Here is a 23,694-nt window from a genome sequence, read left to right as displayed (position 1 = left end):
CCTCTCCTATTTCCTTCGTCGCTTGGTAAGAAGCTCAGTGAGCGTTCTTGTCATGTATTCCACCATCGCCATCGACTTACCATAATCCATTCTTGTCGGTCCAATAAGTCCAATCGTACCCAACGGTTCACCCTCAACACAATACGTCCCAGTAATCACGCTACAATCTTTAAGTTCCTTCATGATATTCTCGCCACCAATAGTAACCGTGATACCCTCAAGCTTCGGACGCAAAAACTGCTTAATCTGATCCCCCTCTTCGAAAACTTGGAAAAGGTTTTTAATCTTTTCAACATCCTGGAATTCAGGCTGGTTTAACATGTTAAGTGTTCCGCCAAGATACACCTTATTTGACTCTTGAGGTTTGTTATCTAAAATAGCGGTTAGGAGCTCTAAAGCATGATCAATAAGATAGCGTTGACGTGAAAGTTCGTTGTAGATTTCATGCAGAAAATCTCGTTTTACTTCCGTCATGGAATGTCCCCGCATCTTATGATTAAACAGGTTCGCAATTCTTTGTAGTTCCTCAGCAGTTACATTTTCTCCAATCTCGACAATCTGATTCTCTACCACTCCATTTTCCTTGACGACGACCATAATGGCTTTGCCCGACTGATAGGGAAGGAAGTGCATCTGGCTGAATGCACTGTTACCTTTGTCTGGCCCTACGACTATACTAGTCAAATGTGTGAGCTCAGAAAGAAGTTTGCTGGAATGAGAAATGACGCTTTGAATCTCGGCAATCCGCTGTGTGGTCTCTCTTTCGATAACTTCTTTTTCATCCTCGGAAACCTTGGTCTTTTCCATCAGGCAATCCACATAATACCGATAACCAGCATCCGAGGGAATGCGACCTGATGAGGTATGGGGCTGTTCAATTAATCCCAGATCTTCTATATCGGACATTTCATTACGAATCGTGGCCGGTGAGATACCTAAGTCAAACTTCCGGGCGATTGTCCTGGAACCGACTGGCTCAGCTGTATTGACATAATCCTGAACAATAGCTCTCAGGATTTTCTTCTTTCGCTCGTCCATTTGCATACTCATAACCGCCTTTCCACGTTCGCTTTGTTGTTAGCACTCGACCTTAATGAGTGCTAACGATTTATGATATTATAGTAACGCTCACTTTCGCGATTGTCAAGTATCTGACATGCTATAAAGTACTTTAAATTGCTTTAAGATGATTTGCGATGACTCATACAAATTCTTGCAGCACCGCATTAGCCACGAACCAGAACTCGGGATACATTTTGAGAAATTTTCCTTCCTCAATACGTAGTACACCTTGGCTTATATAACGTTCTAAAACTGTGGGATAAAGTTCAAAAAGATCAACCCTGAACTCTTTTTTGAAATTCTCAAGATTGATTCCATGGGCAAGGCGCAGTCCTAAAATGATCCGTTCTGATATTCTCTCATCATTGGTCAAGCTTTCATCTTCCAAGCTATCGATAGGTAGATCTCCTTGCTCAAGCTTCTCCCGATACTTCACCAAATCCTCATAGTTTTTCCGGCGACGATTTTTTAGGCAAGACACCGCACCAGGACCTAGACCCAGGTACTCTTCCCCATGCCAATAACCAAGATTATGCTGACATTCATGGCCCGGCAAGGCGTAATTCGAGGTCTCATAATGGATGTATCCCGCTCTCCCCAGCATTTCTTTTCCTAATTCATACATTTCAGCTTGGGCATCATCATCCGGCAGGTCCTTTGACAAACCCGCGTCTAATGCCAGAGGCGTATCCTCCTCAAGCATCAATCCATAGATAGACAAATGCTCAGGCTGGATGGTAATTACCTCTGCTAAGGTCTTTTGCCAATCCTCAGAGGTCTGTCCCGGCAAACCAAACATCAAATCCAGATTAAGATTACGAAAGCCTGCGCCGCGAATCAGGTTCACACCATCGTAGATATCCTCAACACTATGAATTCGTCCGATTCGTTTTAGCAAAGCATCATTAAAGGATTGAACACCTAAAGATATCCGGTTGATGCCATGGTTTTTTAAAATATGAAGCTTTCCCGCTGTTAGGGTGCCAGGATTAGCTTCCATAGTTTTCTCTGCCGAAGCCGAAAAATTAAATCTTGGCTCAAGCAAGCTGAAGACAGTCTCAAGCTCCTCCTCACTCAAAGCCGTAGGAGTTCCACCTCCCATAAAAAGGGTAGATACCTCATCTGGAATCTCCCCTTGCCGCAAGGCAATTTCCTGATCTAGGCCTTGTAAATACTCTTCCACCTTAGACCTTTGCAGAGGAACAGAATAAAAAGCACAATAAGCGCATTTCCGAAGACAAAAAGGAACATGAACATAAAGGGATGGCATAGTTACACCTCTTTCTTAGGAAGGATCTGCCCATCCAGTCTCAAAAATCGCCACTTTCAACAAATATATCCAATCCATACGCAAATCAGCCACACTTCAACCTTCTCCAGATAATAAGGGAGCGAACCGCATGCTCCGTTGGGTTGCATGATTGGTTCGCTTCCGGTTTGTGTACGCTATTTAATCGTCGATCTTCAGCACAGCCATAAACGCATCCTGAGGAATCTCTACACTCCCTACTTGCTTCATGCGCTTTTTACCCTCTTTTTGCTTCTCTAAGAGCTTCCGTTTACGTGAGATATCCCCTCCGTAACATTTGGCTAAGACATCTTTCCGCATGGCTTTTACTGTTTCTCGTGCGATAACCTTTTGGCCGATAACTGCTTGAATCGGCACCTCAAACATCTGACGAGGGATAATCTCCCGTAACTTTTCGACTAAGCGACGACCGCGAGCATAGGACTTCTCCTTATGCACGATAAAGGAAAGAGCATCCACCAATTCATTATTAAGAAGAACATCCAACTTAACCAATTGAGCCGCTTTATAGCCCGCTAATTCATAATCCAAGGAGGCATATCCTTTAGTGCGGGATTTCAGTTGATCAAAATAATCATAGACGATCTCGCTTAAGGGAAGTTCGTAGATTAAACTGACCCTGTTAGCGGATAGATAATTCATATTAAGGAAATTACCCCTTTTTTCTTGGTTAAGTTCCATAATGGCTCCTACGTATTCTGAAGGTACCATAATAGTGGCTTTCACAATAGGTTCTTCAATACTTTCAATCTCATCTACCTTCGGTAGGTTGGAGGGGTTATCAATATTTATAATCTCGCCATCGGTTTTATTAACTTTATAAACCACGCTGGGAGCAGTAGTAATTAGGTTTAAATCATATTCCCGCTCCAGTCGCTCTTGAATGACATCCATGTGCAAAAGCCCCAAGAAGCCGCACCTATAACCAAAACCAAGAGCACTGGATGTTTCCGGTTCAAAGACTAAGCTGGAATCATTCAGATGAAGCTTTTCCAAAGCGTCCTTCAATCGGCCATAATCACTGGAGTCCACCGGATAAAGGCCACAGAAGACCATTGGGGTTGCCTTACGATATCCTGACAGCGGATAGAGGGCGGGGTTTTCTGCATCAGTGATGGTATCTCCAACTTGAGTATCTCTGACGTTTTTAATACTAGCAGCAATATAGCCAACCTGGCCTGCTTTGATCTCGTCCATGGGTCTCAATCCTGGGGTTAACATGCCCACTTCCGTAGCATCGAAAACTTTACCAGAGGACATCATCTTGATTTGAGTTCCTTTAGCCACTCGGCCATCCATAACTCGGACGTAGGAAATGGCGCCTTTATAAGCATCGAAATATGAATCGAAAATCAAAGCCTTTAAAGGTGCTGCGTCATCACCCTGTGGTGGTGGAATCTTGGCTACAACCGCCTCTAAAATCTCTTCAATTCCTATTCCCGCCTTGGCAGAAGCTAAGATGGCCTCACTGGCGTCTAGTCCAATGACATCCTCAATCTCCTGTTTTACGCGCTCTGGTTCAGCACTGGGTAGATCAATTTTGTTGATCACAGGAATGATCTCTAAATTATTTTCCAAAGCTAAATAGACATTGGCTAAAGTTTGGGCTTCAATGCCCTGGGCAGCATCCACAATTAAAAGCGCACCTTCACAGGCGGCCAAACTACGGGATACCTCATAGGTAAAATCCACGTGTCCCGGGGTGTCAATAAGATTCAGTTCATAAACCTGTCCATCCTTAGCAGGGTATTGCAGGCGAACAGTTTGTAATTTAATAGTGATACCTCGTTCTCGCTCAAGATCCATATTATCCAAGACTTGGGCTTCCATTTCCCGCTTGCTTAGTGCACCGGTATATTCGATTAAACGGTCGGCAAGTGTGGACTTACCATGGTCAATATGTGCAATGATAGAAAAGTTTCTAATTCGTTGTGAGGCCTGTGCCACAGTTTTACCCCTCATTTCAGCAAAATCCAGTGTAATTCCCTGAAAAAAACTATCTTTTTCGAGGATACACTCTAAACAATTATTATACTGCCAATGATTAATTTCAGCAAGAAAATGAGGCAAAAAAACTCCCTATCTGGGTTTTCTTTAACGAAAATGCTCACTAAAGCTTTTTTCCGGAAGAACGATAAAGGCGGAAGGTACTTCCCGCGGTCCATACTGACTGCTGGGCTTGTTCTTTACTTCCCCATGGTAAACCATGGTTGAAGAAGAACCTCCATCCAAATTCGCCCCATTCACCGCCCCATGCTCTAATAGTATATCTTGAACATCCTTCAAGGTGGCACCAATGCTTCCCAGCTGCCTGCCATCGATGACAAGTAGAAGGATCGTACCATCTCGAGTTTGCCCGATCGCCGTGCGGGGTGCAATCCCCCAGCCTCCATCACCTACCTTGATCATCGGCTCTCCATTGACGATGAGAAAAGGTGCAAAGGATACAGCATCGCGAATTCCCAATGTTTCTATCTGCTCCAAAGTATAGCGACCTAGTACTAAGACATCATTTCTATCCAAACCAATTAAATTATAAGTCTCTAAGGGATCCTTATGGATGATTCTTCCGCCGGTCATAAGAATTCCGGTCGGTGTTCCTCCATGACTCACCCCTCCAGGGTCAGAAAAACCGCCGGCGTTAATTCCTGCTACAGCTTGGTGATCCTCCACAAATTCCGCGACCTTCAGTCCCCGATTGCCCAGTTGCTCTGTAGCAACTAACTGCACGCGCCGTGGATCACCAACTTTCAGCAGATACCCCATATAACCTTTCCCTGATACTTCAATGAATTCTAGAGCAGGTTTCTCCTTCTCTAGTGGCTTAAGGACTGTCACTGCTTTTTCATCTGTGTTTACCTTAGGCTCCGGTACTTTATTCTTTGCCATGATGGCAGCAATTTCTTCATCGCTTACAAACCAATGAGCCAAATACTGATGTGTATAGGTTGTCATGGCTGTCGTCACATAGAGTTCCTTTAATTCAGTGAATGGTCCATGAAAAATTAGTACGAAGGCTGTCCCGAAAGCCATCAAACAAAAAACAGTAAAACCCAAAACAAGCTTGCATAAAAAGGAGAAGATTCGTTTCTTCCCCTGATGAGCTGGCCGTCCTAATCCTGTACTAATTACCAACACCTCCATTAAAGAAAGAAGAAGCAATAGCTCGCTCCTTCTTTCTTTCTATGCGGTTTGTAGCAATTATAGCACATTTACTTCTGGCAATAAATCATAGTTAATTCTACTATCAACTATATGCTGCTTACTTCGCAGCTTGTAAAGCCTGCGCTACAGCTTCCTTGATACCTTCACTGGTCATAGTAGCACCACCGACAGCATCAACTTCAGTGACTTGTTTTCTGATAATATCCCCGACCACACCTTCTTCAGCATTTTCGAAGATACCTTCTGTCTCAGCATGTTCCTTTAGATTGATTTCAACTACTTCTCCGTCTTTTACGACAACTTCTACATTGATATCGCCACCCTTACCTTGGCCAACACCTGTATAAGTGCCATCTTTATAGTTTGCTTCAACTTCTGGTTTTGCTTCAGCCGGTTTTGCTACAGCTTGAATGGTTGGTTCAGTAGTACCGCCGTTTTCCATAACATAAGCATGAGCACCGGACCCTGCAATACGTCCGAAGATGACGATATCAGCAACGGCATTACCACCTAAACGGTTTCCGCCATGAACTCCTCCGGTGATTTCACCACCAGCGAAGAGTCCTGGAATAGGACTGCCGTCTTTATTGATGACTTGAGCATCTGTATTGATCTTAACTCCACCCATAGTATGGTGAACAGCAGGAGCACATAAACCAGCATAATATTTAGCTTTTGTAAGAGGGAACTCCATGCTATCCCGACCGAAATCCGGGTCATTACCGGAGGCTTGATAGCCAGCATATTTGCCCATAGTTTCTTTCAAAGCAGCAGCATCGACCCCGATTTGTTCGGCAAGCCCTTCAATCGTATCTGCTTCAAAAATAATGCCGCCCTTGATATAGGCTTCGATAGCCTTTAAGCTCTCACGTACTTCTTGATCAAATAAGAGATAGGCTTGACCATCGGTTTGTTTTAAGATCGCTTCGGAAACCACGTCACGGGTTTCTAATTCATTGATAAAGCGCTTTCCTTCCTTGTTAACGAGGATAGCACCGTTCCCGCGGACCCCTTCTGTGTACATGGTTTGGTCATCAGGGTTTACTGTTGGATGGGTTTGAATTTGATCCATGTCGACAAAATCGGCACCAATCTTTTCAGCCATCAGAATTCCATCGCCTGTAGCACCCTTATGGTTAGTTGTTGCAAAACCTTCAAGGGCTGGTTTATATTTCGTAACCATTTCTGCATTAGCACCGAAACCACCGGTAGCCAGAACAACAGCTTTAGTGTTGATGGTATAAGATCCTTCTTCACCGCTTACCTTCACACCGGTAACAGCACCCTTTTCATCTATAAGAATTTCATCGGCCTTGGTGTTAAGAAGCACCGGAATCTTTAATTCTTCCACTTTATTGTTTAGGGCAGTAACGAGCATAGGTCCTACCGCACTGGTATCCGATGGGCGGTGAATCCGTTTTACGCTGGCTCCACCAAACATCCCTACAACACTAAGATCGCCACCGATGTCATTGACCCAGTCTACAGCAGCTGGGGAGTTTTCAACGAGAGTCCTCACTAGGGCTTCATCATTAAGATTTTTACCGCCTTTCATGGTATCTTCCACAAAAAGCTCGACAGAATCTTTGATCCCATCTCTCTCTTGGTACTTCGTAGGGGCAGCATTTAACCCACCCGTGGAACGAACACTGTTACCCCCCGTAATCGGCATCTTTTCGACGATGACGACATTTTTAGCACCATCTTGAACTGCTTGGATGGCCGCTGTCATTCCTGCTCCACCGGCACCGATAACCACGATATCTGCACTTTTGTCTTGTACAGCAGGGGTGCTTGTCCCAGGTGTTTCGTTTGTTGCAGTTTGAGTTCCGCAACCTGTGAGGGGTGCGACCGCCACCACGAGGGCGAGAATCAATGCGCTAATTTTTTTCATACCCTTTTCTCTCCTTGTTCTTGAAAATTTTCTTTAGTTTAAGCCAATCTCCTGCAGTAATAATAATTCTTTCACAAACCTGTGAACAGCTTAAGTAAGTTTTAAAATAGTTATGTAATTAAAGAAAGTGAATTCTATCCCAAATAAAAAGAAAGCAGCTATATACAGCGCTTTCTTTCATATTTACAGCATTGGAAATTCCTATAGACATTGTTTACTAAAGGTCCTTCAAGTAGGTTTTAAAGCTCTTTACCTTTAATTGATTCAAACGGTGGCAATTAACAGGTCTTCCAACAGCACCATAACTGATCTCTGTGATCAGGACCTCTTGGTCGCATAAGAAAGTAATATATTTACGCATGGACACCCTTGAGATACCGACACTCTGGGCCATTTCCTCTGTGGTAAAGGATTCACCCTTAGTTTTTAGGATATGATCCCAGACCAACTTCAATGTATCACGATTAATCCCCTTAGGCAGTAGCTCTGCCTTTTTATCGATAACCTCTTCCTCTTCTTTATAGAAAATCTGCTTATCTAAATCCTTTTGATTAAGCTTTTCCTTGTTTTGCATTAGAAGTTCTCGTTTTTTGTAATCGTTGAGAGCATCGCGAAATCTCTCATATGTAAATGGTTTAATGAGATAATCTACCGCACCATATTGTAAAGCCTTCCGAATGCTTTGACTATCGGTGGACGCGGAGACAATAATGACATCGGACTCGATCTCTTTTTTGCGAAGTTGGGAGAGGAATTCCAAGCCATTGATTCCGGGCATAAAAATATCCAAGAGAATTAAATCTACTTTCTTCTCCCTCAATATCTGTAACGCATCCGCTGCCGATCCTGCTGTATCAACCAATCGAAATCCACCGACTTGGTCGAGATAATAGCTATTGAGTTGAGCAACCATGGGGTCATCTTCTATAATTAGCACTTTAATCATAGCGTCTCCTCCTCTGGATCATAGGGCAGGAAGATTCTAAAGGTTGTCCCTATATTTTCTTGGGAATCCACCTCGATTTGCCCATTTCTTTGTTCCACACTCTTCTGAACTAGAAACAGCCCGAACCCGCGGCCATTAGATTTGGTCGAGTAACCCTTGATAAACATACTTTCCAGCACTGCTGCAGCAATTCCCGGGCCTTGATCGCTAACCTCAATGAACACTTCCCTCTCACCGTAGACGATGCTGAGCTCCACGCGTTTATTGTCCCAATCCTTAACTGCTTCAAAAGCATTGTTTATGAGGTTTCCTATAATCGTCACTAAATCATGGACCACAGACGAATCCTTGGATCTAGGACAATAACTGTCCGCACCTAACACTAGTTCACAACCATTTTCTCGAGCATAACTCATCTTAGCTTGGATAAATCCAGCAAGGATGGGATCTCGAATATTCCGGACGATGGAGCCGTCTCCGGTCTGATATTGATGGGCAATCTGGCTAACATAAGGCTCTAGCTGGTCATAATTCTTCATATGAAGCAATCCTAACATCACATGGATTTTATTCATAAATTCATGAGTTTGTGCCCTTAAGGCTTCCGCATAAACTTTTACTCCCGATAGTTCTTCTCCCAACTGCTTAATTTCTGTTTTATCCCGAAAGGTTGAAACTGCGCCCACAACTTGATCATTTACTTTTAAGGGTACTGTATTAAAAAGTAGCGTAACTCCCTGAAAATCATACTCTATGTCCAGCACCGACTCACCCTTATCGAGAACACGTTTAAACACTGCATAGGGCATCATGTCAAGGTTTTGTTTATGAACATCACCAATTCCTGCTAAGCTCATTAAGCGGATAGCCTCTGCATTCGCTAGTGTAACCTTCCCCTGAGAGTCAATAGCCACAACCCCTTCTCTCACGGATTCGAGCATTGCACTCCGCTCCTGAAGAATGCGGGCTATTTCAAAAGGTTCAAGGCCAAACAAAATTTTCTTGATCCGCTTAGCTAGGAAGATTGCCCCAATGATCCCCACAACAAATCCAACGCCTATGCCAAAGTACGTCCTCGATTGGCTTTCGTTAACCGCTTTTTCAACAGTATTCGTCAGAATACCTACAGCGACCGCACCCACCTGTTTCTCTTCTTCATTAAAAACAGGAGTAAAGGCCCGCATAGACATACCTAAGGTTCCCTCGGCAGTAGAGATATGTTCCTTCCCTTGCAATACAGGTCCCTCATCTCCTCCTATAAAAGGTTTCCCCAGTTCATCAATGTTGGGATGAGATACTCTGCGGCCTTCCATGTCCATAACCACAATAAAATTAACTTTAGTTAAGTCAATCAATTCACTGGTAAAAGCTTGTATTTCACTTTTATCACGCTGTCCATTAAGACCTTCAATAACGATGGGTGTATGGGCCACAATCCGGGAGATACTCACAGCTCGGCTGGCAATACTCTGCTCTGTGACTACTGCTACTTCATTGCTAACCAGGAGATTAGTAACCAAGAGCGACATCGCCACTACCATGCTAATCAAAATGAGGATTGTCTTTTCAAGGCTGAGATAGACCCTTCGCTTTTTCATAATACAGATTTACCCTCTCTTAAGACGTTGCTGAACAAGCCCTAGGGTCTGTTCAAACTCTTCCATACCCATAATCTTTGTTATAGCGGCAAAAATTAATGCACCCGAGAAGGTTCCAGCAATTAAGACAAAGGTCGAGGCGAGTTTCCCCACTCCCACAAGAGAAGTGAGCCACTGTCCCCCAAGCCAAACACCAATTCCCATTACAACCGAAGCCACTAAAGTCTTCAGAGAGGTTATCAGCATTCTCCGGCCATCAATCCTCTTTAAGCGTTTGCGCAGGAGATGCAAGAGTAAAATCATATTGAGTACAGCGGCTAAGGAAGTCGCAAAAGCTAAACCACCCGTTTGCAAGGGTTTAACTAAAAGGAACATAAAGCCTACATTAGCTAGCATCGAAATAATACCGATAATAACAGGAGTCCAGGTATCATGAAGGGCATAAAACATGCGCGGCAGAATCTGGATGACGGATTGAGCTGAGATCCCCACGGCAAAGTAAAAAAGAGGAATCGCGGTAGCCAAGGTATCCTCAGAGGTAAAGGCTCCATGCTCAAATAAGACGCGAATCAAAGGATAGCGCAAAGCGATCATGCCTACCGATATGGGCAGAGTAATAAAGATAACCATCCGGACTGCTCTTGACGAAGTGTGGACGAATTCCTTCCACTTCTTCAGTGTTGCATGCTCGTTCAAGGTCGGAAACACCGCCACAGCGATAGCTAGCGCAAAGATACCCACGGGCAGTTGGAATAAACGGTATGAATACCAAATTGCCGTCAAGCTACCTTCAATGAGGTGAGAACCTAGGTTAGAGTTCACCACGACTTGGATTTGGTTCAAGGAGTAGCTGAGAATAATGGGTATCGCTAATACAGCAATCTTTCGAACTCCGGGATGCCGCCAATCGATAATAGGATAGTAACGAAGGCCTTGGCGTCTTAGAGCCGGAATCTGCACGAGAAAATTCAGCAAAGCCCCCACCACAACTCCGATCGCAAACCCGGAAATAGTCTCCGGTTCATCGGGACGGGCAAGCAAGACTCCAAAGATAATCACACTGGCGTTATAAAGCACTGTACCTAAAGCGCTCGGCCAAAATATCTTATAGGAATTTAATATGCCCATAGTGATCCCGCTCAGTGCCAAAAGCAGCGGTTGAATGAGAATGATCCTCGTCAATTGAATTGTTAAGGCTTGGTTTTCTATTGAAAAGCCCGGAACCTGCAGCTTTACAAATTGGGGTGTAAAAATCAGTGCTAAGATCACCAAAACGCTTAGGAGCAATAGAATCAAATTGATAAAGGAGCTGGCTACCCGCCACCCCTCCTCTTCATTACCCTTGTGAATATATTGAGAGAATACAGGAATAAAGGCAGAGCTTAATACTCCGCCCACTAAAAGCCAGTATATTAAATCCGGAAGGATAAATGCTGTTTGATACGCATCAGTCACTCCCGTTTTACCATAAAAATTTGCCATCAAAGATTCTCTTAAAAAACCTAGAACTCTTGACGCGAGTTGAGTTAACATTAAGAGTCCAGCCGCCATGGCTACAGTCCGCGTACCTGACATAGCTTCGCCCCTTCTATAGTTCGTCCTGGTGTGAAAATTCTCTAATATCGAATTATACCACTTTTCTATAGAAGGGGAAAGCCAAACCCGGACTAACGTTCAGAAGGATTCCCACTCTGAACTAAGTCTCGTTCAAGCCACTCCGCTAAAAGATCACCCAATACTTCCGCTGTCCCTTTCGCTTCATCGAAGGTATTGAGCTGGCTGCCAATTTCTAAAAGAATCGCTCCATCTAAGAGATGCTGATTGTAACGAGCATCCGAGGCATAGGTTATTTTTGGAATAAATAGACCAGGGTAACGGGATTCCGCGAAAGCAATGAGCTCTTTAGCCAATGCTTCGTTCTTCTCCCAATGAGGATTTTTCTGTCCGATCACAATCATCACACGTCCCACTTCTTTCCCCTCGATCATGACCGTGGATTTATTAACCCCCAGCAGCCCATCTCTATGAACATCTAAAAGAAGTTTTATGGATGGATAGTTTCGAACCAACGCCGTGGCTGTATTCACAGATTTACTGTAGGCTTTATTAAAATCATCAAGTTCATGTGCATCTAGAGCTTGTATCGCCCGAACGCCATTGCTTTCCAGACCTTTTTTTAACTTCTCGCCTACAGCCATAATCTCCCCATTGCCATCTTCGTCTCGTTCCCCGCCCCCATCTCCTGCATAACTCTCCGCATTATGCGTATGGTAAATCCCGACTAACACTTCATCATCGAGAGGTACAGCTGGTTTCTCAACACCCTCCCCTACCTGACCAGGGTTAAGCGGAATCTCCTCTAGCTCAGGGATTTCTCCCTCATACTCCGGGTCTCCCGAATTATAAGCCCAACCGATCCAGGCCGGGCCATCCGGTGGAGGTGTATAATAGCTAAAGAAATAAGTACGAGCATCAGCGATATTGACTCCGGTCAATAAAAAGGTCCCCAAAGAAACGCCCTGAGCTCTGACCTGATTAAGATGCTCTCGTTCCGGCAACGAATAGCCGGGGATCCCCTCCAAAACAATTGCTTCAAAAGGAAAACTCTGCTGAGCCATGACACGTATTAATTGCCGAGAGGTTCCTTTTTGCATAGCATAGAAAAATAAGCTTAGAAAAAGTAGTATCAGTAATATAAACAGGAAACCGCGAGCCCAGCGGGAGGAGGGCCAAAAACTCCATCGCAACTTCTTTGCAGAGAACATTTCTTCCTTCAACAAAAAACTTGTCCCCCTTTCCTTCTTTTACTAAGAAATATGAGGGACAAGTTCCTCTTAGAACCATATGTTTTTTAGTCTGCTACACCTAATTTAAGTAGTGCATTTTCTTGCTTATCAATTAGCGCAATTCAGTTGGTACAAAAGAATCGACAATGCCGATGACCAAAGAAGCTAATAAAGCACCCCAGATCGTGACTGTAATGGAACCGGGCACGATAAATTGACTTACATAAATAACTACAGCAGACACTAAAAATCCGACGATACCCCGACTCATCCTAGTAATCTTTTCGCGACCGAAAGCTAATTCTACTACGTATCCCAAAACAGCAATAACAACTGCCGCGATGAGTGCCCCTGTAAATCCAGCTACTTTAAGACCGGGTACTAAGTAGCTGACTAACAGAAGAACTACAGCTGAAACAAGAAATCGTACAATCATTCCTAACATTTGGTTTCCTCCATTCAAAATTGGTGTAGGCAAAGGTGCCTAGATACATACTATAGTTTGAACAACTTATCCAAATATTATTTATCCGATTTAATCTGAATAATTTCTTGTAAATTTTAGGATTCAATGTTAAAATAGTCTTTGCGTATTATGTTAGGAAGATTCGATCCAAAGGGGGTGACCAAAAGTGCCGAATATTAAGTCCGCAATCAAACGAGTTGAGGTGGCTAAAGCCCGCACTATTAAAAATGCGGCTGCAAAATCAACTTTACGCACAACGATTCGTCGTTTTGAAGAATCTTTAAGTACGGACGCCGAGACCGCTAAAATCGCGTTGAATAAAGCTACCCGCGCTTTGGATAAAGCTTCTTCCAAAGGTTTAGTGCATCAAAACACGGCTTCCCGTAAGAAATCTCGCTTAACCAAGCGTTATGCGAAGCATTTCGCTCAAGTGGGCTAAGCCCTGTTCTACTCACATAAAGAAACGACATAGAGAAAGAGCAGCATCTGAACATCAGTTCAAATGCTGCTTTTTTTGTATGCATAGAAACCATGAAACTTGACTAAGATTATCTTTCGCAGAACTTTGTAATCATTAGTTCCAACAAAAATTCCGGATCTCCTCTACCCGTCTTGATAGCTACATCCGTCTCCAAGCACTCTTGCAAGGCCCATGCTAATTGTTCCCATGTCAATTGATTAGATTTCTGCCAGATCTTTTGGGCTTCGAAAGGCTTGATACCCAAAAGCCGCGGGGCTTCCTCAACACCTCTACCTTGTTTACGCATGGCTCTTGCACCAAGCAGTAAACGCACCTGCCTCGATAGCATGGTCAGAACTTTTAAGGGATGCTCCTGACGTAGAACCTGCTGAAGCTTTTGCACAGCTACTTTGGTCGAACGAGCAGCCACAGCATCCAAGAGTTCAAATACGGTAGCCTCCACCGCTTGGGGAACAAGGCCTTGCACATCTTCAGCTCGAATCTCTCGACCTTGGACATAGAGGGCGAGCTTGTCCAACTCCTGGCTTAAAATTCCGACCTGATGCCCACCCCACTCAAGAAAGAGCGATTTAACTTGAGGCTTCATGGTTTTATTCCGAGACGCTAATTCCCGGTCCAGCCAAGCTACCCAGTCCTGCACACGTTTCGGACTTCCGAATTCCAGTACTGCGCCGGCTTTCTCAATCGCTTTATAGAACTTACGTCCCCGATTCACGCTTTGCGCCAAAAAGACAAGACAGACCTCGGGGTTAGGGTTTTCAAAATAGCCAAAGAAAGGCTCAAGGGTATCTCCTTGTCCGTCTTGAAAATACGGAATATCTTCGACAATAATCAGTTTACCCCCAAAGAAGGATACTGTGTTGGCTATCTCCACAATCTGCTCCGGATTGCTACCTTTTCCGGACAAAATTTCTATACTACTGCCCGAAGGGTCTTGGGCAAGATAACTGCTTTTTAAGAGATGCAGAGCTTCTTGAGTAAAAAAACGCTCCTCGCCAAACCAAAGATTGACGGGAGGAACTTGATTATTTGCGATTGCTTGCCTTACTTGGTCCAATTCCAACATAGCACCCCTCCTATCCTCTTATTTTAACCAAGGTCGGATAAGAAAGCAAAGAAAAGACCCCTCCAAAATGAAGGGGCAAAAGAAAGAGGAGGAGAAAAGAGATGTTCCTTCCTATTCTTACCATGAATAAAAGTTTTATACCTAGAAGACGAATATTTTTTTACTTTTCTCTTCCAGTTACTAATTCCATCGATCTCCCATCTAATTTCACTTGGATGGTGCCATGCTCATCCGTCCGAAAGATCGGAACGTGGCGTTCCTCCCAATAACCGAGGACCTCTGGACTGGGGTGTCCGAAGGAGTTCCTTCCCACTGGAATGATAACAGCTTGAGGTGTAATCTTGTCAAGCAGGTCCGTCATCATCGAATAGCGACTGCCATGGTGAGGGACTTTAAACAAATCTGCGTCATACACCTGTCCTGATCGATAAAGTTCTTCCATCGATTCCTCTTCCATGTCTCCGGTGAGCAGCACACTTTGGCCTGCTTCATTTTCCAAACGTAAGACCAATGAGTTATTGTTCTCATCAGACTCTGTGCCTGACAGGATCCTTCCAGGAGCTAGCACTTTAAGCGTACTATCCGAATCCAAAACCAATGCATCTCCACGAGTTAATCTTTCAATCGTCATCGTTTCCAATATTCTGACCAGATTCCAATCCAGCCCCCCTTCTCCCCAGCCATCCCACTGGCTTTTCCCTGAACCACCACCCCCAACAGAATCGAGACTTAACCAGTCTCTCCCATCCTCAGGAATCCCAACCCAACCCACCGGAATCGTCTCCAAGACTGCCCCGGCCCCTCCCACATGATCACTATGAGGGTGTGTGAGAATTAAAGCGTCTAAGCTTTTGATTCCCTGCTGGAGAAGATAAGGTATAATAATTTTCTCCCCAGCATCGAAGCGATCGGTCCTTGGCCCAGCATCTACCATAACCTGTGTACCTTGCGATGTCTCAATGAGTATACAATCGCCTTGCCCTACATCAATAAAGGTGACTTGAAGGACATTAGGAGTATTCCAAGGACTCCACAGAAAGAGTACCAAAAGCAAAAAAGCGAATGCTCTTTGTTTTGTTATCCCGAACTTTTGCCCTGTGAACGCAAATTTACCATCATTCTCCTCAGCTATATTTAATCTACCTAACTCCCCCCGTACCATCACCCCAATCCGCTTGACGGGGGCAGGTGCTCTCCCAGCTATGGAGACAATCCTCCTCCCTAGATTTCTGACCCACACCCTCAACATAAAGCCTAGTTTGGCTTTACCGACTAAAAGAACCAGAATCCAGCCATACCAGCATAGCCAAAATAGGGCTCCGGGATTGACTACCCACACATCAGCCCACTGAAGCCTAGCTAAGAGACTAAGGAATTCACTTACTCCATACAACAGCCAAAGGCTCACCTGAAACAAAGGCAGAGCAACTTGCGGGATAAACAAAAGAAAAACTCCGAGCACTCCCAGTTGAAAGATGACCCCCAGGATAAATAAAACTAATAAATTCGCTAAAAGTCCTATGATAGACAAACGATGAAAGGCATTAATCATCAAGGGTAGAGTGGCGACTTGGGCAGCACAGGTCATGGCAAAGGCACTTTTAATAAATCTTGGCCAACTTCTAATCCCTTTAAACATCATTATGACAGGGCTTAAGACAATAATCCCCCAGGTTGCCATAAAGGATAGTTGAAAGCCTATATCTTTAAGAATCAAGGGACGCCAAACAAATAATAATAAGGCAGCCAACAAAAGACCGCGCAGGCTATTTCCTCTTCCCTTACCCAATCTACCCAACAAAGCAAAAACAGCCATAATCGTCGCCCGTAGAATCGGTGGATTTCCCCCACAGAGGGTAGAGTAAAAAATCAATACAATGATGGTTACTCCCACTCGAGGAAAACGAGGTATGAGGAATAGTATGCTCCAACAAAGAAATAGCAAGAAGGCAACATTAGAACCGGAAGCGGAAAAGACATGATAGACTCCGGTAATCCGGTAACTCTCCAACGCTTCCTCTGATATCCCGCTTGTATCCCCAAACAGTATTCCTTCTAATAGACTAGTCTGTGCCAAAGGAAAGGGGGCTAAACGTTCCCTGACCCGATCACGAACCAGCCAGCTCATAGGCGCTTCTCCTGGGGTTAATAACTCCACCTCACCCTGAACAGTAATACCTCCAGAAAGGCCGCGAACTGCATAATATAAGGGGTAATCAAATTGACCCGGTGTCCCAGGCGATTTCGGTTGATCAATCTTCCCCGTAAATACGACTTTATCTCCCGGGCGTACACCTTCCCACCCTTCAGGAAGGTTTCCCTCTGAATCAAAATAAACCCGTAGACGATATTTTTTCTCAAGAAAGTCTGTGGCCCTTGGGTTCTCCAGCGTGCCCTCTTGAGAAAACGAGGCTTGGATAGGGACAGGCTCCAGAATCTTAAATACCCCTACTGCCCCATCATCGTTAATGGACCAATCTCTCAACTCTCCCACCAAATGAGCTTGACTGATGGTCAATGGTGGTGCTAAGTCATGTTTTCCAGTCTGTCCAAAGACAAATCCCACAAGAATACTGGCACACAGGATGAAGATTTCAGGCCTTAAAGAGGGTCCAAAAAAATCTTGAGGCTTCCAAAGGACTATACGAATAAGCACCAATAGAAAAAGCCCCAGAACAATCCACCACATTGTCTCTGGGGTGTAAACTCCGATAAGTCCGCCTATTAATAATGCGCACAAGCGTCTAACCCAAGCGTCTCTCATGGTCCCACCGAAACCATATCAGCCATCTTCTCATAGGTCTTGTCACCAATCCCCGAAACCTTCTTTAGATCCTCCGGTTGAAGGAAAAGACCATGTTCTATTCGATACTGAATGATCCGTTCAGCAAGCGCAGGCCCGATGCCTGGTAGTTTATCTAATTCTGCACTATCTGCAGTGTTGATATTGATAAGATTAGAAGCGGTCTGGGCGGGGTACTGAGTATTAGGTACTATTCCCGACTGTCCCCCCGGATACGTCGCAGAGCCCGCTGAGGTGTTAGCATTTTGGTTAATAGGTTGACCCTGACCCTGAGGAACTTGTAGTGCAACAGTTTGCGGTACTGGCCGATAAGGAACAATGATCTTCTGACCATCTTTGAGCTTCTCCGCAGGATTGATCTGATCAATATTTGCTTCAGGCAAAGGGTTAACTTGTTTTAAAGCATCATCCAAACGAGCATTCACCGGCAAGTGAACAAGCCCAGGCTTCTCCACAGCACCAGATACATAGACGATGATCTCTCGACTTTCACCAGCGCTTTCGACCAAAACCTTAGAGTTGTGAGGCAGGATAAATTTCCCAAGGGCTAACACAATCATAAGCCCTAAGACTCCCCACCAAACATAGCGAGTTTTCCGCTCCAACAGAATCACCCCCTATTCCTTGAGATTAATCATATCTCGATAGTAATATGGGGTTTTTCTCCATATTTTCCGCAAATTCCTCTCTCGAATTACAGCAAGGTTTGTCGAATTCGCCTAATATTGATTTGTAGGTAATTTTTTGTTCATCTGTTATCTTCTTAGGCACTCAAGGGCAGGTAAATAGAAAAGACATGCCGTTCCAGAGCGAAACGACATGTCCAATATGAAACCATAAATTTTTAAATCAAAGAAATATTAAATAGGAACGACTTCAAAGCAAGCGGTAACCGTTCTTCAGGAAAAACCTACTTCACAACCACATTAACCAGCTTACCCGGCACCGTAATCACCTTTTGAATCTCTTTCCCTTGAATCCACTCGACTAGCTTAGGCAGTGACCGCACCAATGCTTCTAATTCTTCGGCAGAGATTTGAGCCGGCACTTGGATGCGTTCCCGCAGCTTACCGTTCACCTGGAGTACTACTGTGACTTCATCTTGAACAAGAGCACTTTCATCCACCTTCGGCCACTCCCGACTATGAATACTTTCTTCGTGACCCAATTCACTCCAAATCTCTTCCGACATATGCGGGGCAAAAGGAGACAGGAGCAGGAGAATGCTTTCCATAGCTTCGCCAGCTGCCGCTACGTTCACATTAGACTGTTCTTTATAAAGATAAAGAGCATTGACCAGCTCCATAATCGAGCTGACGGCAGTGTTGAAGTTAAAGCGCACTCCAATATCCGAGGTCACCCTTTGAATAGTTTGGTGGGTTTGACGACGCATATCCTTAGCAGCTTTATCCAACTCACCAAAATTGCGATTCTGTAGATGTGCAGTCTCATTTGAAGGTTGCCCTTTCAGAACATCCTCATATTGAGCTGCAAGGCGCCACACCCGATTTAGGAAACGATAACAACCTTCCACCCCTTGATCACTCCACTCCAGATCTCGCTCGGGTGGAGCTGCGAAAAGAATGAAAAGACGAGCAGTGTCTGCCCCATACTTGGAGATGATTTCCTCAGGACTTACCACATTACCCTTGGATTTGGACATCTTCGCCCCACCCAAGCAGACCATGCCTTGGGTCAAGAGATTTTCAAAGGGCTCATCGACCTTGAGATAGCCAAAATCTCGCAATGCTTTAGTAAAGAAACGCGAATAAAGCAAATGAAGAATAGCATGCTCTACTCCACCGACGTATTGATCCACATTCATCCATTGATCTGCAGCTTCCTTGGAGAAAGGCAGCTTATTATTCTGCGGATCCGTATAGCGGAGGAAGTACCAAGATGAGCACATAAAGGTATCCATCGTGTCGGTCTCACGAAAAGCCTTACCACCACAGGTAGGACAAGTAGTTTGCTTGAAGCTTTCGGAAGAGGTCAACGGATTTTCCCCAGCTTTAAAGACCACATCATCAGGGAGTATCACTGGTAGCTGGTCCTGAGGGACGGGGACGATTCCGCAATGGTCGCAGTACACCATCGGAATAGGTGCACCCCAATAGCGCTGGCGGGAAATGAGCCAGTCACGGAGGCGGAAGTTCACCTTCCTCTCCCCAAAGCCATCCCGTTCAGCTTGAGCGGACATTTTATCCCAAGCGTCCATGTTCTTTAGTCCATCATATTCTCCCGAATTTACCATGATTCCTTCGCCCGTAAAAGCCGCTTGAAGTGGAGCATCTTTCTCCACTGCAGGAGTACCTTCGGGAAGAATAACGGTTTTAATGGGGAGGTTATATTTTGCTGCAAACTCAAAGTCCCGCTCATCATGAGCAGGAACACCCATAACAGCACCTGTCCCGTAGTCAAACAGGACATAATTGGCAATCCAGATGGGCACCTTCTTGCCGTTATACGGGTTCAAGCAATAGGCACCGGTAAATAAGCCTTCTTTCTCAGTTTCCGTGGAAGTCCGAGCAATCTCATTAAGTCCTTTCATGCGGCTGATAAAGCTTTGGACCTCTTGCTCATATTCAGTGCCCGCAATCAGTTCTTGAACTAAAGGATGCTCTGGGGCTAAGACCACATAGCTTACCCCAAAAATTGTATCTACTCGTGTAGTATAAACCCTGATCTTATCCTCACGATTTTCAACCGAAAATTCTACCTCTGTTCCCTCAGAGCGACCAATCCAGTTTTTCTGCATGGTTTTGACCTTCTCAGGCCAGCCCTTAAGCTTTTCCAGATCATCCAGCAATACTTGAGCATAATCCGTAATTTTAAAGAACCATTGCTCCAAATCTTTTTTAGTTACCTCTGTATCACAGCGTTCGCAAGCCCCATCTACCACTTGCTCGTTAGCAAGCACAGTGGCACATGAAGGACACCAATTTACGGCAGCTTTTTTCTTATACACTAGGCCATGCTTATAAAACTCCAAAAACATCCACTGGGTGAACTTGTAATAATCCGGATGGCAAGTGGCGACCTCCCGGTCCCAGTCATAGGAAATTCCCATCTCCTGAAGCTGCCGCTTCATATTGGCAATATTCTTCCAAGTCCATTCGGCCGGCGGTGTTTGATTCTTGATGGCAGCATTTTCAGCAGGCAAACCAAAAGAGTCCCAACCGATGGGATGCAGGACATTAAAGCCCATCATGCGCTTATACCGGGCAATGACATCTACGATAGAATAGTTACGGACATGTCCCATATGAAGATTACCTGAAGGGTATGGGAACATAGCTAAAGCATAGTATTTCGGCTTATCAGAATGATCATCAGCCTTGTAATCTTTTCTATCTACCCATTGCTTCTGCCATTTGGATTCAATCTCCGAAAACAGATATTTCTCTTGCATAAAATATTTCCCCCTTAAATCCGAGCTTGCCTAATAGCTTCAAAATAAGTTAAATAGCAAAAAACTCCCGTCCCCTAAAGGGACGAGAGCATAATCCCGCGGTACCACCCAATTTCAATAGCACTTTGTCGATCTTAACGGCTCGCACCGGTACCCATTGTTACCTGGGTACAGCTCCGGGGCGAGTGTTCATCATATCCTCTAGCAACTTTCACCAAACGTTGCCTCTCTATAATGAGGTATATGGGATTGCTCCCCTTCATTGCCTTTAATGCTCTTTTTCTAACTAAAAATATAGCAAAATAAAATATATTTTATACTATCCATAATTAACAAAAATGTCAAGTTTTCTAAATCATCTGCTCAAATCGAGTTGCTTAGGTCGTCGTAAAGCTGACTGTCTTGGCGTCTCCCCAAAGCCGCTCAAGATTATAAAACTCTCGCTGATCCGGAGTCATAATATGAATCACCAGATCCCCGCAATCCACAAGAACCCATTTGGCTTCTTGAAGACCCTCGACTCTTAAGACAGTCACCCCTAATTCTGGAAGTTTATCAGTTAAATTATCCGTAATCGCTTTGACTTGAGTTGTGGAGTTTCCGGTGACAATCAAGAAGTAGTCTGTGACCATCGAAATCCCCTTAAGATCTAGGAGTATGGCATCCCGACCCTTCTTCTCTTCAACTAGAGTTATAGTCCCTTGCAATTGATCATCTGTCAGCAAATTTTTGCCTCCTTTTTAAATCTTCATAGGTAAGCCGCGTCTGCGGATGAATGGCACGCTTACTCTTTAGCAAATAATTCAAAGTATGTTCAACACATAATAGTGTACCGTTCTCAAGATTATCATACAAGGATTGACGGAGTTTGTCCACATTCGGAAATGTTCGGTAAGGTTCTGTTAAATCTGCACTATAAATCAGCATCTCTAATTTCCCCATACCCGGAGCCCCCAATGTATGATTTGCTATGGCAGCAAGGACTTCCGTATCCTTATAACCCAATTCATGTTCTAACCAGTATGCTGCTAGAGGACCATGTAGAACATGTGGATTATCTTCAGCTGCAGTATATTGACTTAAGTGCCATTCTCTAGCTAACTCAATTTGCTCCTGTAAGCTAATTTCCTTTTTTATATCATGTAGATAAGCAGCAATCTGAGCCTTATCTTCGTCCACATGATGCTTGGCGGCTAGTTCCTTTGCCCACTGTACGACTCGCAAAGTATGGCTAAAGCGTTTCGTCGACATAGAACGTTGAGCGAGCTCATTTGCTTGCTGAATATCCAAGACACTTAAACTCCTTTTATTAGATTCAGATACGCCGAGAAGACCCTTCTTACCCATCGGTAAGAGGGTCTCCGTAGGATTATGTTTTCTACATCTGTTGCTTTGGTCGAGCCTCGTTCACTGTTAAAGGACGGCCCCCGAAATCCTTCCCATTAAGATCTTCAGCCATGCGTGATGCATCGTCATCTTCAACCTCGACAAAACCAAAGCCTCTTGAACGGCCAGTTTCACGATCGGTAATGATACGACTGCTGATGACTTGACCATACTGGCCAAAGAAAGAACTGAGATCTTCGGAGGTTGTGTTCCAAGGTAAATTTCCGACGTATAGGGTTGCCATTTTGTTGTCACCTCTTGCTTTTTGGATTCGATTTTAGTATAAGCAAAAGCATCAGAACTATACTTATTTAATCGTGTAATTAAACTATATCACATACAACCCTGCCTCTTCAACATAGAGGCGAACCGGCTCCGGAAGTAAATAACGAATAGTTTTCCCCTCTTTTACCCGGGATCGGATATCCGTTGAAGATATGGCGAGGGCCGGTACATCGAAAAGGTGTATGTGAGGAATGAATTCCGGATACTTTTTTTCAAATTCTATCAGAAACTCATCTGGAGCAAAGCCTGGCCGGGAGGCCCCGATGAAGTGGCTTAAGGAGAGAACAGACTGGACATCTCGCCAAGTAAAAATCTCCCGAAACGCATCGACTCCCGTAATAAAATAAAGCTCATGCTCCGGATAGATTTTATGCAATTGACGTAAGGTATCCACTGTATAGGAATATCCTTCTCGCTCAATTTCTAGATCTGAAACTTCAAAAAAGGCGTTGTCAGCAATCGCTCGCTTCACCATCTCATAACGATCCTTAGGCGCAGTTATGCGCCGACCAATCTTGTGTGGCGCTTTACCCGTAGGAATAAAAATCACTTTCTCCAGGTGAAACTCATGACGAGCCATCTCCGCCGCCACCAGATGCCCATAATGCAGAGGGTCAAATGTGCCCCCCATAATCCCTAATCTGCGGGTTATTCCGATGTCAAATTTATCACTCATTGGATCCATGATTCATGCTCCATCTTCTTTAACTCGAGCTTGATTTATCTCGGCAACATAATGATGGGGTTCTTTTTTGATTCGCGATAAAGCAGAAAATTTCTACCGATCACTTGAACAAGCTCAGATGATGTGCGTTCAGCTAATTGCTCGGCCGCTCCCTGAACATCTTCTGCACTATTCGGAAGGATCCTGCCCTTCATTAATTCCCTCGCTGCCAAAGTCTCTTCTGCCTGAACAACGACAGAATCTGTCACTCCACCTTTACCTACCTGTAAGATGGGGTCCATTTCATTGCCCATGGCACGTAGGAAGCGCTTTTGCTTTCCGGTTAACACCGCAAAACCTCCAATCTTTCG

General features: G+C 44.4%; 20 protein-coding genes and 1 other annotated feature. Of the genes, 1 reads left to right on the top strand and 19 read right to left on the bottom strand.

Annotation, left to right across the window (positions count from 1 at the left end; all coding sequences use genetic code 11):
• Positions 1-6: 6 nt before the first annotated feature.
• From hrcA to AAC978_RS02195, 10 genes are all read right to left on the bottom strand, one after another.
• Positions 7-1,044, bottom strand: a complete 1,038-nt coding sequence (hrcA, locus tag AAC978_RS02240) for a heat-inducible transcriptional repressor HrcA (RefSeq protein ID WP_341546325.1) — start codon at positions 1,042-1,044, stop codon at positions 7-9.
• A 157-nt stretch (positions 1,045-1,201) separates the two neighbouring features.
• Positions 1,202-2,332, bottom strand: a complete 1,131-nt coding sequence (gene hemW, locus AAC978_RS02235; RefSeq protein WP_341546324.1) for a radical SAM family heme chaperone HemW — start codon at positions 2,330-2,332, stop codon at positions 1,202-1,204.
• 180 nt (positions 2,333-2,512) lie between these two features.
• Positions 2,513-4,318 (bottom strand): translation elongation factor 4, encoded by a 1,806-nt coding sequence (lepA, locus tag AAC978_RS02230; RefSeq protein ID WP_341546323.1) that lies wholly within the window; start codon positions 4,316-4,318, stop codon positions 2,513-2,515.
• A gap of 147 nt (positions 4,319-4,465) precedes the next feature.
• The gene (locus AAC978_RS02225) at positions 4,466-5,515 is read right to left on the bottom strand and encodes a phosphodiester glycosidase family protein (protein WP_341546322.1); all 1,050 of its coding nucleotides are present in this window, start codon (positions 5,513-5,515) and stop codon (positions 4,466-4,468) included.
• 118 nt (positions 5,516-5,633) lie between these two features.
• On the bottom strand, positions 5,634-7,430 hold the full coding sequence (locus tag AAC978_RS02220; RefSeq protein ID WP_341546321.1) for a flavocytochrome c: 1,797 nt from the start codon (positions 7,428-7,430) through the stop codon (positions 5,634-5,636).
• A gap of 217 nt (positions 7,431-7,647) precedes the next feature.
• On the bottom strand, positions 7,648-8,376 hold the full coding sequence (locus AAC978_RS02215; RefSeq protein ID WP_341546320.1) for a response regulator: 729 nt from the start codon (positions 8,374-8,376) through the stop codon (positions 7,648-7,650).
• The gene (dcuS, locus tag AAC978_RS02210; RefSeq protein WP_341546319.1) at positions 8,373-9,974 is read right to left on the bottom strand and encodes a DcuS/MalK family sensor histidine kinase; all 1,602 of its coding nucleotides are present in this window, start codon (positions 9,972-9,974) and stop codon (positions 8,373-8,375) included. Before dcuS ends, AAC978_RS02215 begins: the two co-directional genes overlap by 4 nt.
• A gap of 9 nt (positions 9,975-9,983) precedes the next feature.
• Positions 9,984-11,549: a murein biosynthesis integral membrane protein MurJ gene (gene murJ / locus AAC978_RS02205; protein WP_341546318.1), complete on the bottom strand. Its 1,566-nt coding sequence runs from the start codon at positions 11,547-11,549 to the stop codon at positions 9,984-9,986.
• Positions 11,550-11,641: 92 nt separating this feature from the next.
• Positions 11,642-12,754 carry a stage II sporulation protein P gene (gene spoIIP / locus AAC978_RS02200; protein ID WP_341546317.1) on the bottom strand — a complete coding sequence of 371 codons (1,113 nt, stop codon included), beginning with the start codon at positions 12,752-12,754 and terminating at the stop codon, positions 11,642-11,644.
• A 118-nt stretch (positions 12,755-12,872) separates the two neighbouring features.
• A complete protein-coding gene (locus AAC978_RS02195; protein WP_341546316.1) occupies positions 12,873-13,205 on the bottom strand; it encodes a phage holin family protein in 333 nt (110 codons plus the stop codon).
• A 187-nt stretch (positions 13,206-13,392) separates the two neighbouring features.
• On the opposite strand from AAC978_RS02195, the gene rpsT reads away from it, so the two are divergent.
• Positions 13,393-13,665 carry a 30S ribosomal protein S20 gene (gene rpsT / locus AAC978_RS02190; RefSeq protein WP_341546315.1) on the top strand — a complete coding sequence of 91 codons (273 nt, stop codon included), beginning with the start codon at positions 13,393-13,395 and terminating at the stop codon, positions 13,663-13,665.
• 109 nt (positions 13,666-13,774) lie between these two features.
• On the opposite strand, the gene holA is transcribed toward rpsT, so the two are convergent.
• From holA to yhbY, 9 genes are all read right to left on the bottom strand, one after another.
• The gene (gene holA / locus AAC978_RS02185) at positions 13,775-14,773 is read right to left on the bottom strand and encodes a DNA polymerase III subunit delta (RefSeq protein WP_341546314.1); all 999 of its coding nucleotides are present in this window, start codon (positions 14,771-14,773) and stop codon (positions 13,775-13,777) included.
• Between the two features lie 160 nt (positions 14,774-14,933).
• Positions 14,934-17,537: a DNA internalization-related competence protein ComEC/Rec2 gene (locus tag AAC978_RS02180; protein ID WP_341546313.1), complete on the bottom strand. Its 2,604-nt coding sequence runs from the start codon at positions 17,535-17,537 to the stop codon at positions 14,934-14,936.
• Positions 17,534-18,136: a helix-hairpin-helix domain-containing protein gene (locus tag AAC978_RS02175; RefSeq protein ID WP_445900273.1), complete on the bottom strand. Its 603-nt coding sequence runs from the start codon at positions 18,134-18,136 to the stop codon at positions 17,534-17,536. The genes AAC978_RS02180 and AAC978_RS02175 overlap by 4 nt, the downstream gene beginning before the upstream one ends.
• Before the next feature lie 350 nt (positions 18,137-18,486).
• On the bottom strand, positions 18,487-20,988 hold the full coding sequence (gene leuS, locus AAC978_RS02170; RefSeq protein ID WP_341546311.1) for a leucine--tRNA ligase: 2,502 nt from the start codon (positions 20,986-20,988) through the stop codon (positions 18,487-18,489).
• 75 nt (positions 20,989-21,063) lie between these two features.
• Positions 21,064-21,260: a binding site (T-box leader), on the bottom strand.
• A 105-nt stretch (positions 21,261-21,365) separates the two neighbouring features.
• A complete protein-coding gene (gene rsfS / locus AAC978_RS02165; protein ID WP_341546310.1) occupies positions 21,366-21,713 on the bottom strand; it encodes a ribosome silencing factor in 348 nt (115 codons plus the stop codon).
• Positions 21,700-22,278 carry a bis(5'-nucleosyl)-tetraphosphatase (symmetrical) YqeK gene (yqeK, locus tag AAC978_RS02160; protein ID WP_341546353.1) on the bottom strand — a complete coding sequence of 193 codons (579 nt, stop codon included), beginning with the start codon at positions 22,276-22,278 and terminating at the stop codon, positions 21,700-21,702. The genes rsfS and yqeK overlap by 14 nt, the downstream gene beginning before the upstream one ends.
• An 88-nt stretch (positions 22,279-22,366) precedes the next feature.
• Positions 22,367-22,618, bottom strand: a complete 252-nt coding sequence (locus AAC978_RS02155; protein ID WP_341546309.1) for an RNA recognition motif domain-containing protein — start codon at positions 22,616-22,618, stop codon at positions 22,367-22,369.
• Positions 22,619-22,702: 84 nt separating this feature from the next.
• Positions 22,703-23,344 (bottom strand): nicotinate-nucleotide adenylyltransferase, encoded by a 642-nt coding sequence (gene nadD / locus AAC978_RS02150; protein WP_445900269.1) that lies wholly within the window; start codon positions 23,342-23,344, stop codon positions 22,703-22,705.
• 35 nt (positions 23,345-23,379) lie between these two features.
• On the bottom strand, positions 23,380-23,673 hold the full coding sequence (gene yhbY / locus AAC978_RS02145; RefSeq protein ID WP_341546308.1) for a ribosome assembly RNA-binding protein YhbY: 294 nt from the start codon (positions 23,671-23,673) through the stop codon (positions 23,380-23,382).
• Between the last annotated feature and the right edge of the window lie 21 nt (positions 23,674-23,694).

This window comes from Desulfitobacterium sp. THU1, assembly GCF_038181555.1.
Lineage (GTDB): Bacteria > Bacillota > Desulfitobacteriia > Desulfitobacteriales > Desulfitobacteriaceae > Desulfitobacterium.
This window is presented reverse-complemented; position numbering and strand designations above follow the sequence as displayed.

Coding starts and splice junctions, on each gene's coding strand:
- AAC978_RS02195 (WP_341546316.1), bottom strand. CDS start 13,205: ATGTTAGGAATGATTGTACGATTTCTTGTTTCAGCTGTAGTTCTTCTG.
- murJ (WP_341546318.1), bottom strand. CDS start 11,549: ATGTCAGGTACGCGGACTGTAGCCATGGCGGCTGGACTCTTAATGTTA.
- holA (WP_341546314.1), bottom strand. CDS start 14,773: ATGTTGGAATTGGACCAAGTAAGGCAAGCAATCGCAAATAATCAAGTT.
- AAC978_RS02175 (WP_445900273.1), bottom strand. CDS start 18,136: ATGATTGTGTTAGCCCTTGGGAAATTTATCCTGCCTCACAACTCTAAG.
- AAC978_RS02220 (WP_341546321.1), bottom strand. CDS start 7,430: ATGAAAAAAATTAGCGCATTGATTCTCGCCCTCGTGGTGGCGGTCGCA.
- AAC978_RS02225 (WP_341546322.1), bottom strand. CDS start 5,515: ATGGAGGTGTTGGTAATTAGTACAGGATTAGGACGGCCAGCTCATCAG.
- AAC978_RS02215 (WP_341546320.1), bottom strand. CDS start 8,376: ATGATTAAAGTGCTAATTATAGAAGATGACCCCATGGTTGCTCAACTC.
- hrcA (WP_341546325.1), bottom strand. CDS start 1,044: ATGCAAATGGACGAGCGAAAGAAGAAAATCCTGAGAGCTATTGTTCAG.
- dcuS (WP_341546319.1), bottom strand. CDS start 9,974: ATGAAAAAGCGAAGGGTCTATCTCAGCCTTGAAAAGACAATCCTCATT.
- leuS (WP_341546311.1), bottom strand. CDS start 20,988: ATGCAAGAGAAATATCTGTTTTCGGAGATTGAATCCAAATGGCAGAAG.
- AAC978_RS02180 (WP_341546313.1), bottom strand. CDS start 17,537: ATGAGAGACGCTTGGGTTAGACGCTTGTGCGCATTATTAATAGGCGGA.
- hemW (WP_341546324.1), bottom strand. CDS start 2,332: ATGCCATCCCTTTATGTTCATGTTCCTTTTTGTCTTCGGAAATGCGCT.
- AAC978_RS02155 (WP_341546309.1), bottom strand. CDS start 22,618: ATGGCAACCCTATACGTCGGAAATTTACCTTGGAACACAACCTCCGAA.
- nadD (WP_445900269.1), bottom strand. CDS start 23,344: ATGGATCCAATGAGTGATAAATTTGACATCGGAATAACCCGCAGATTA.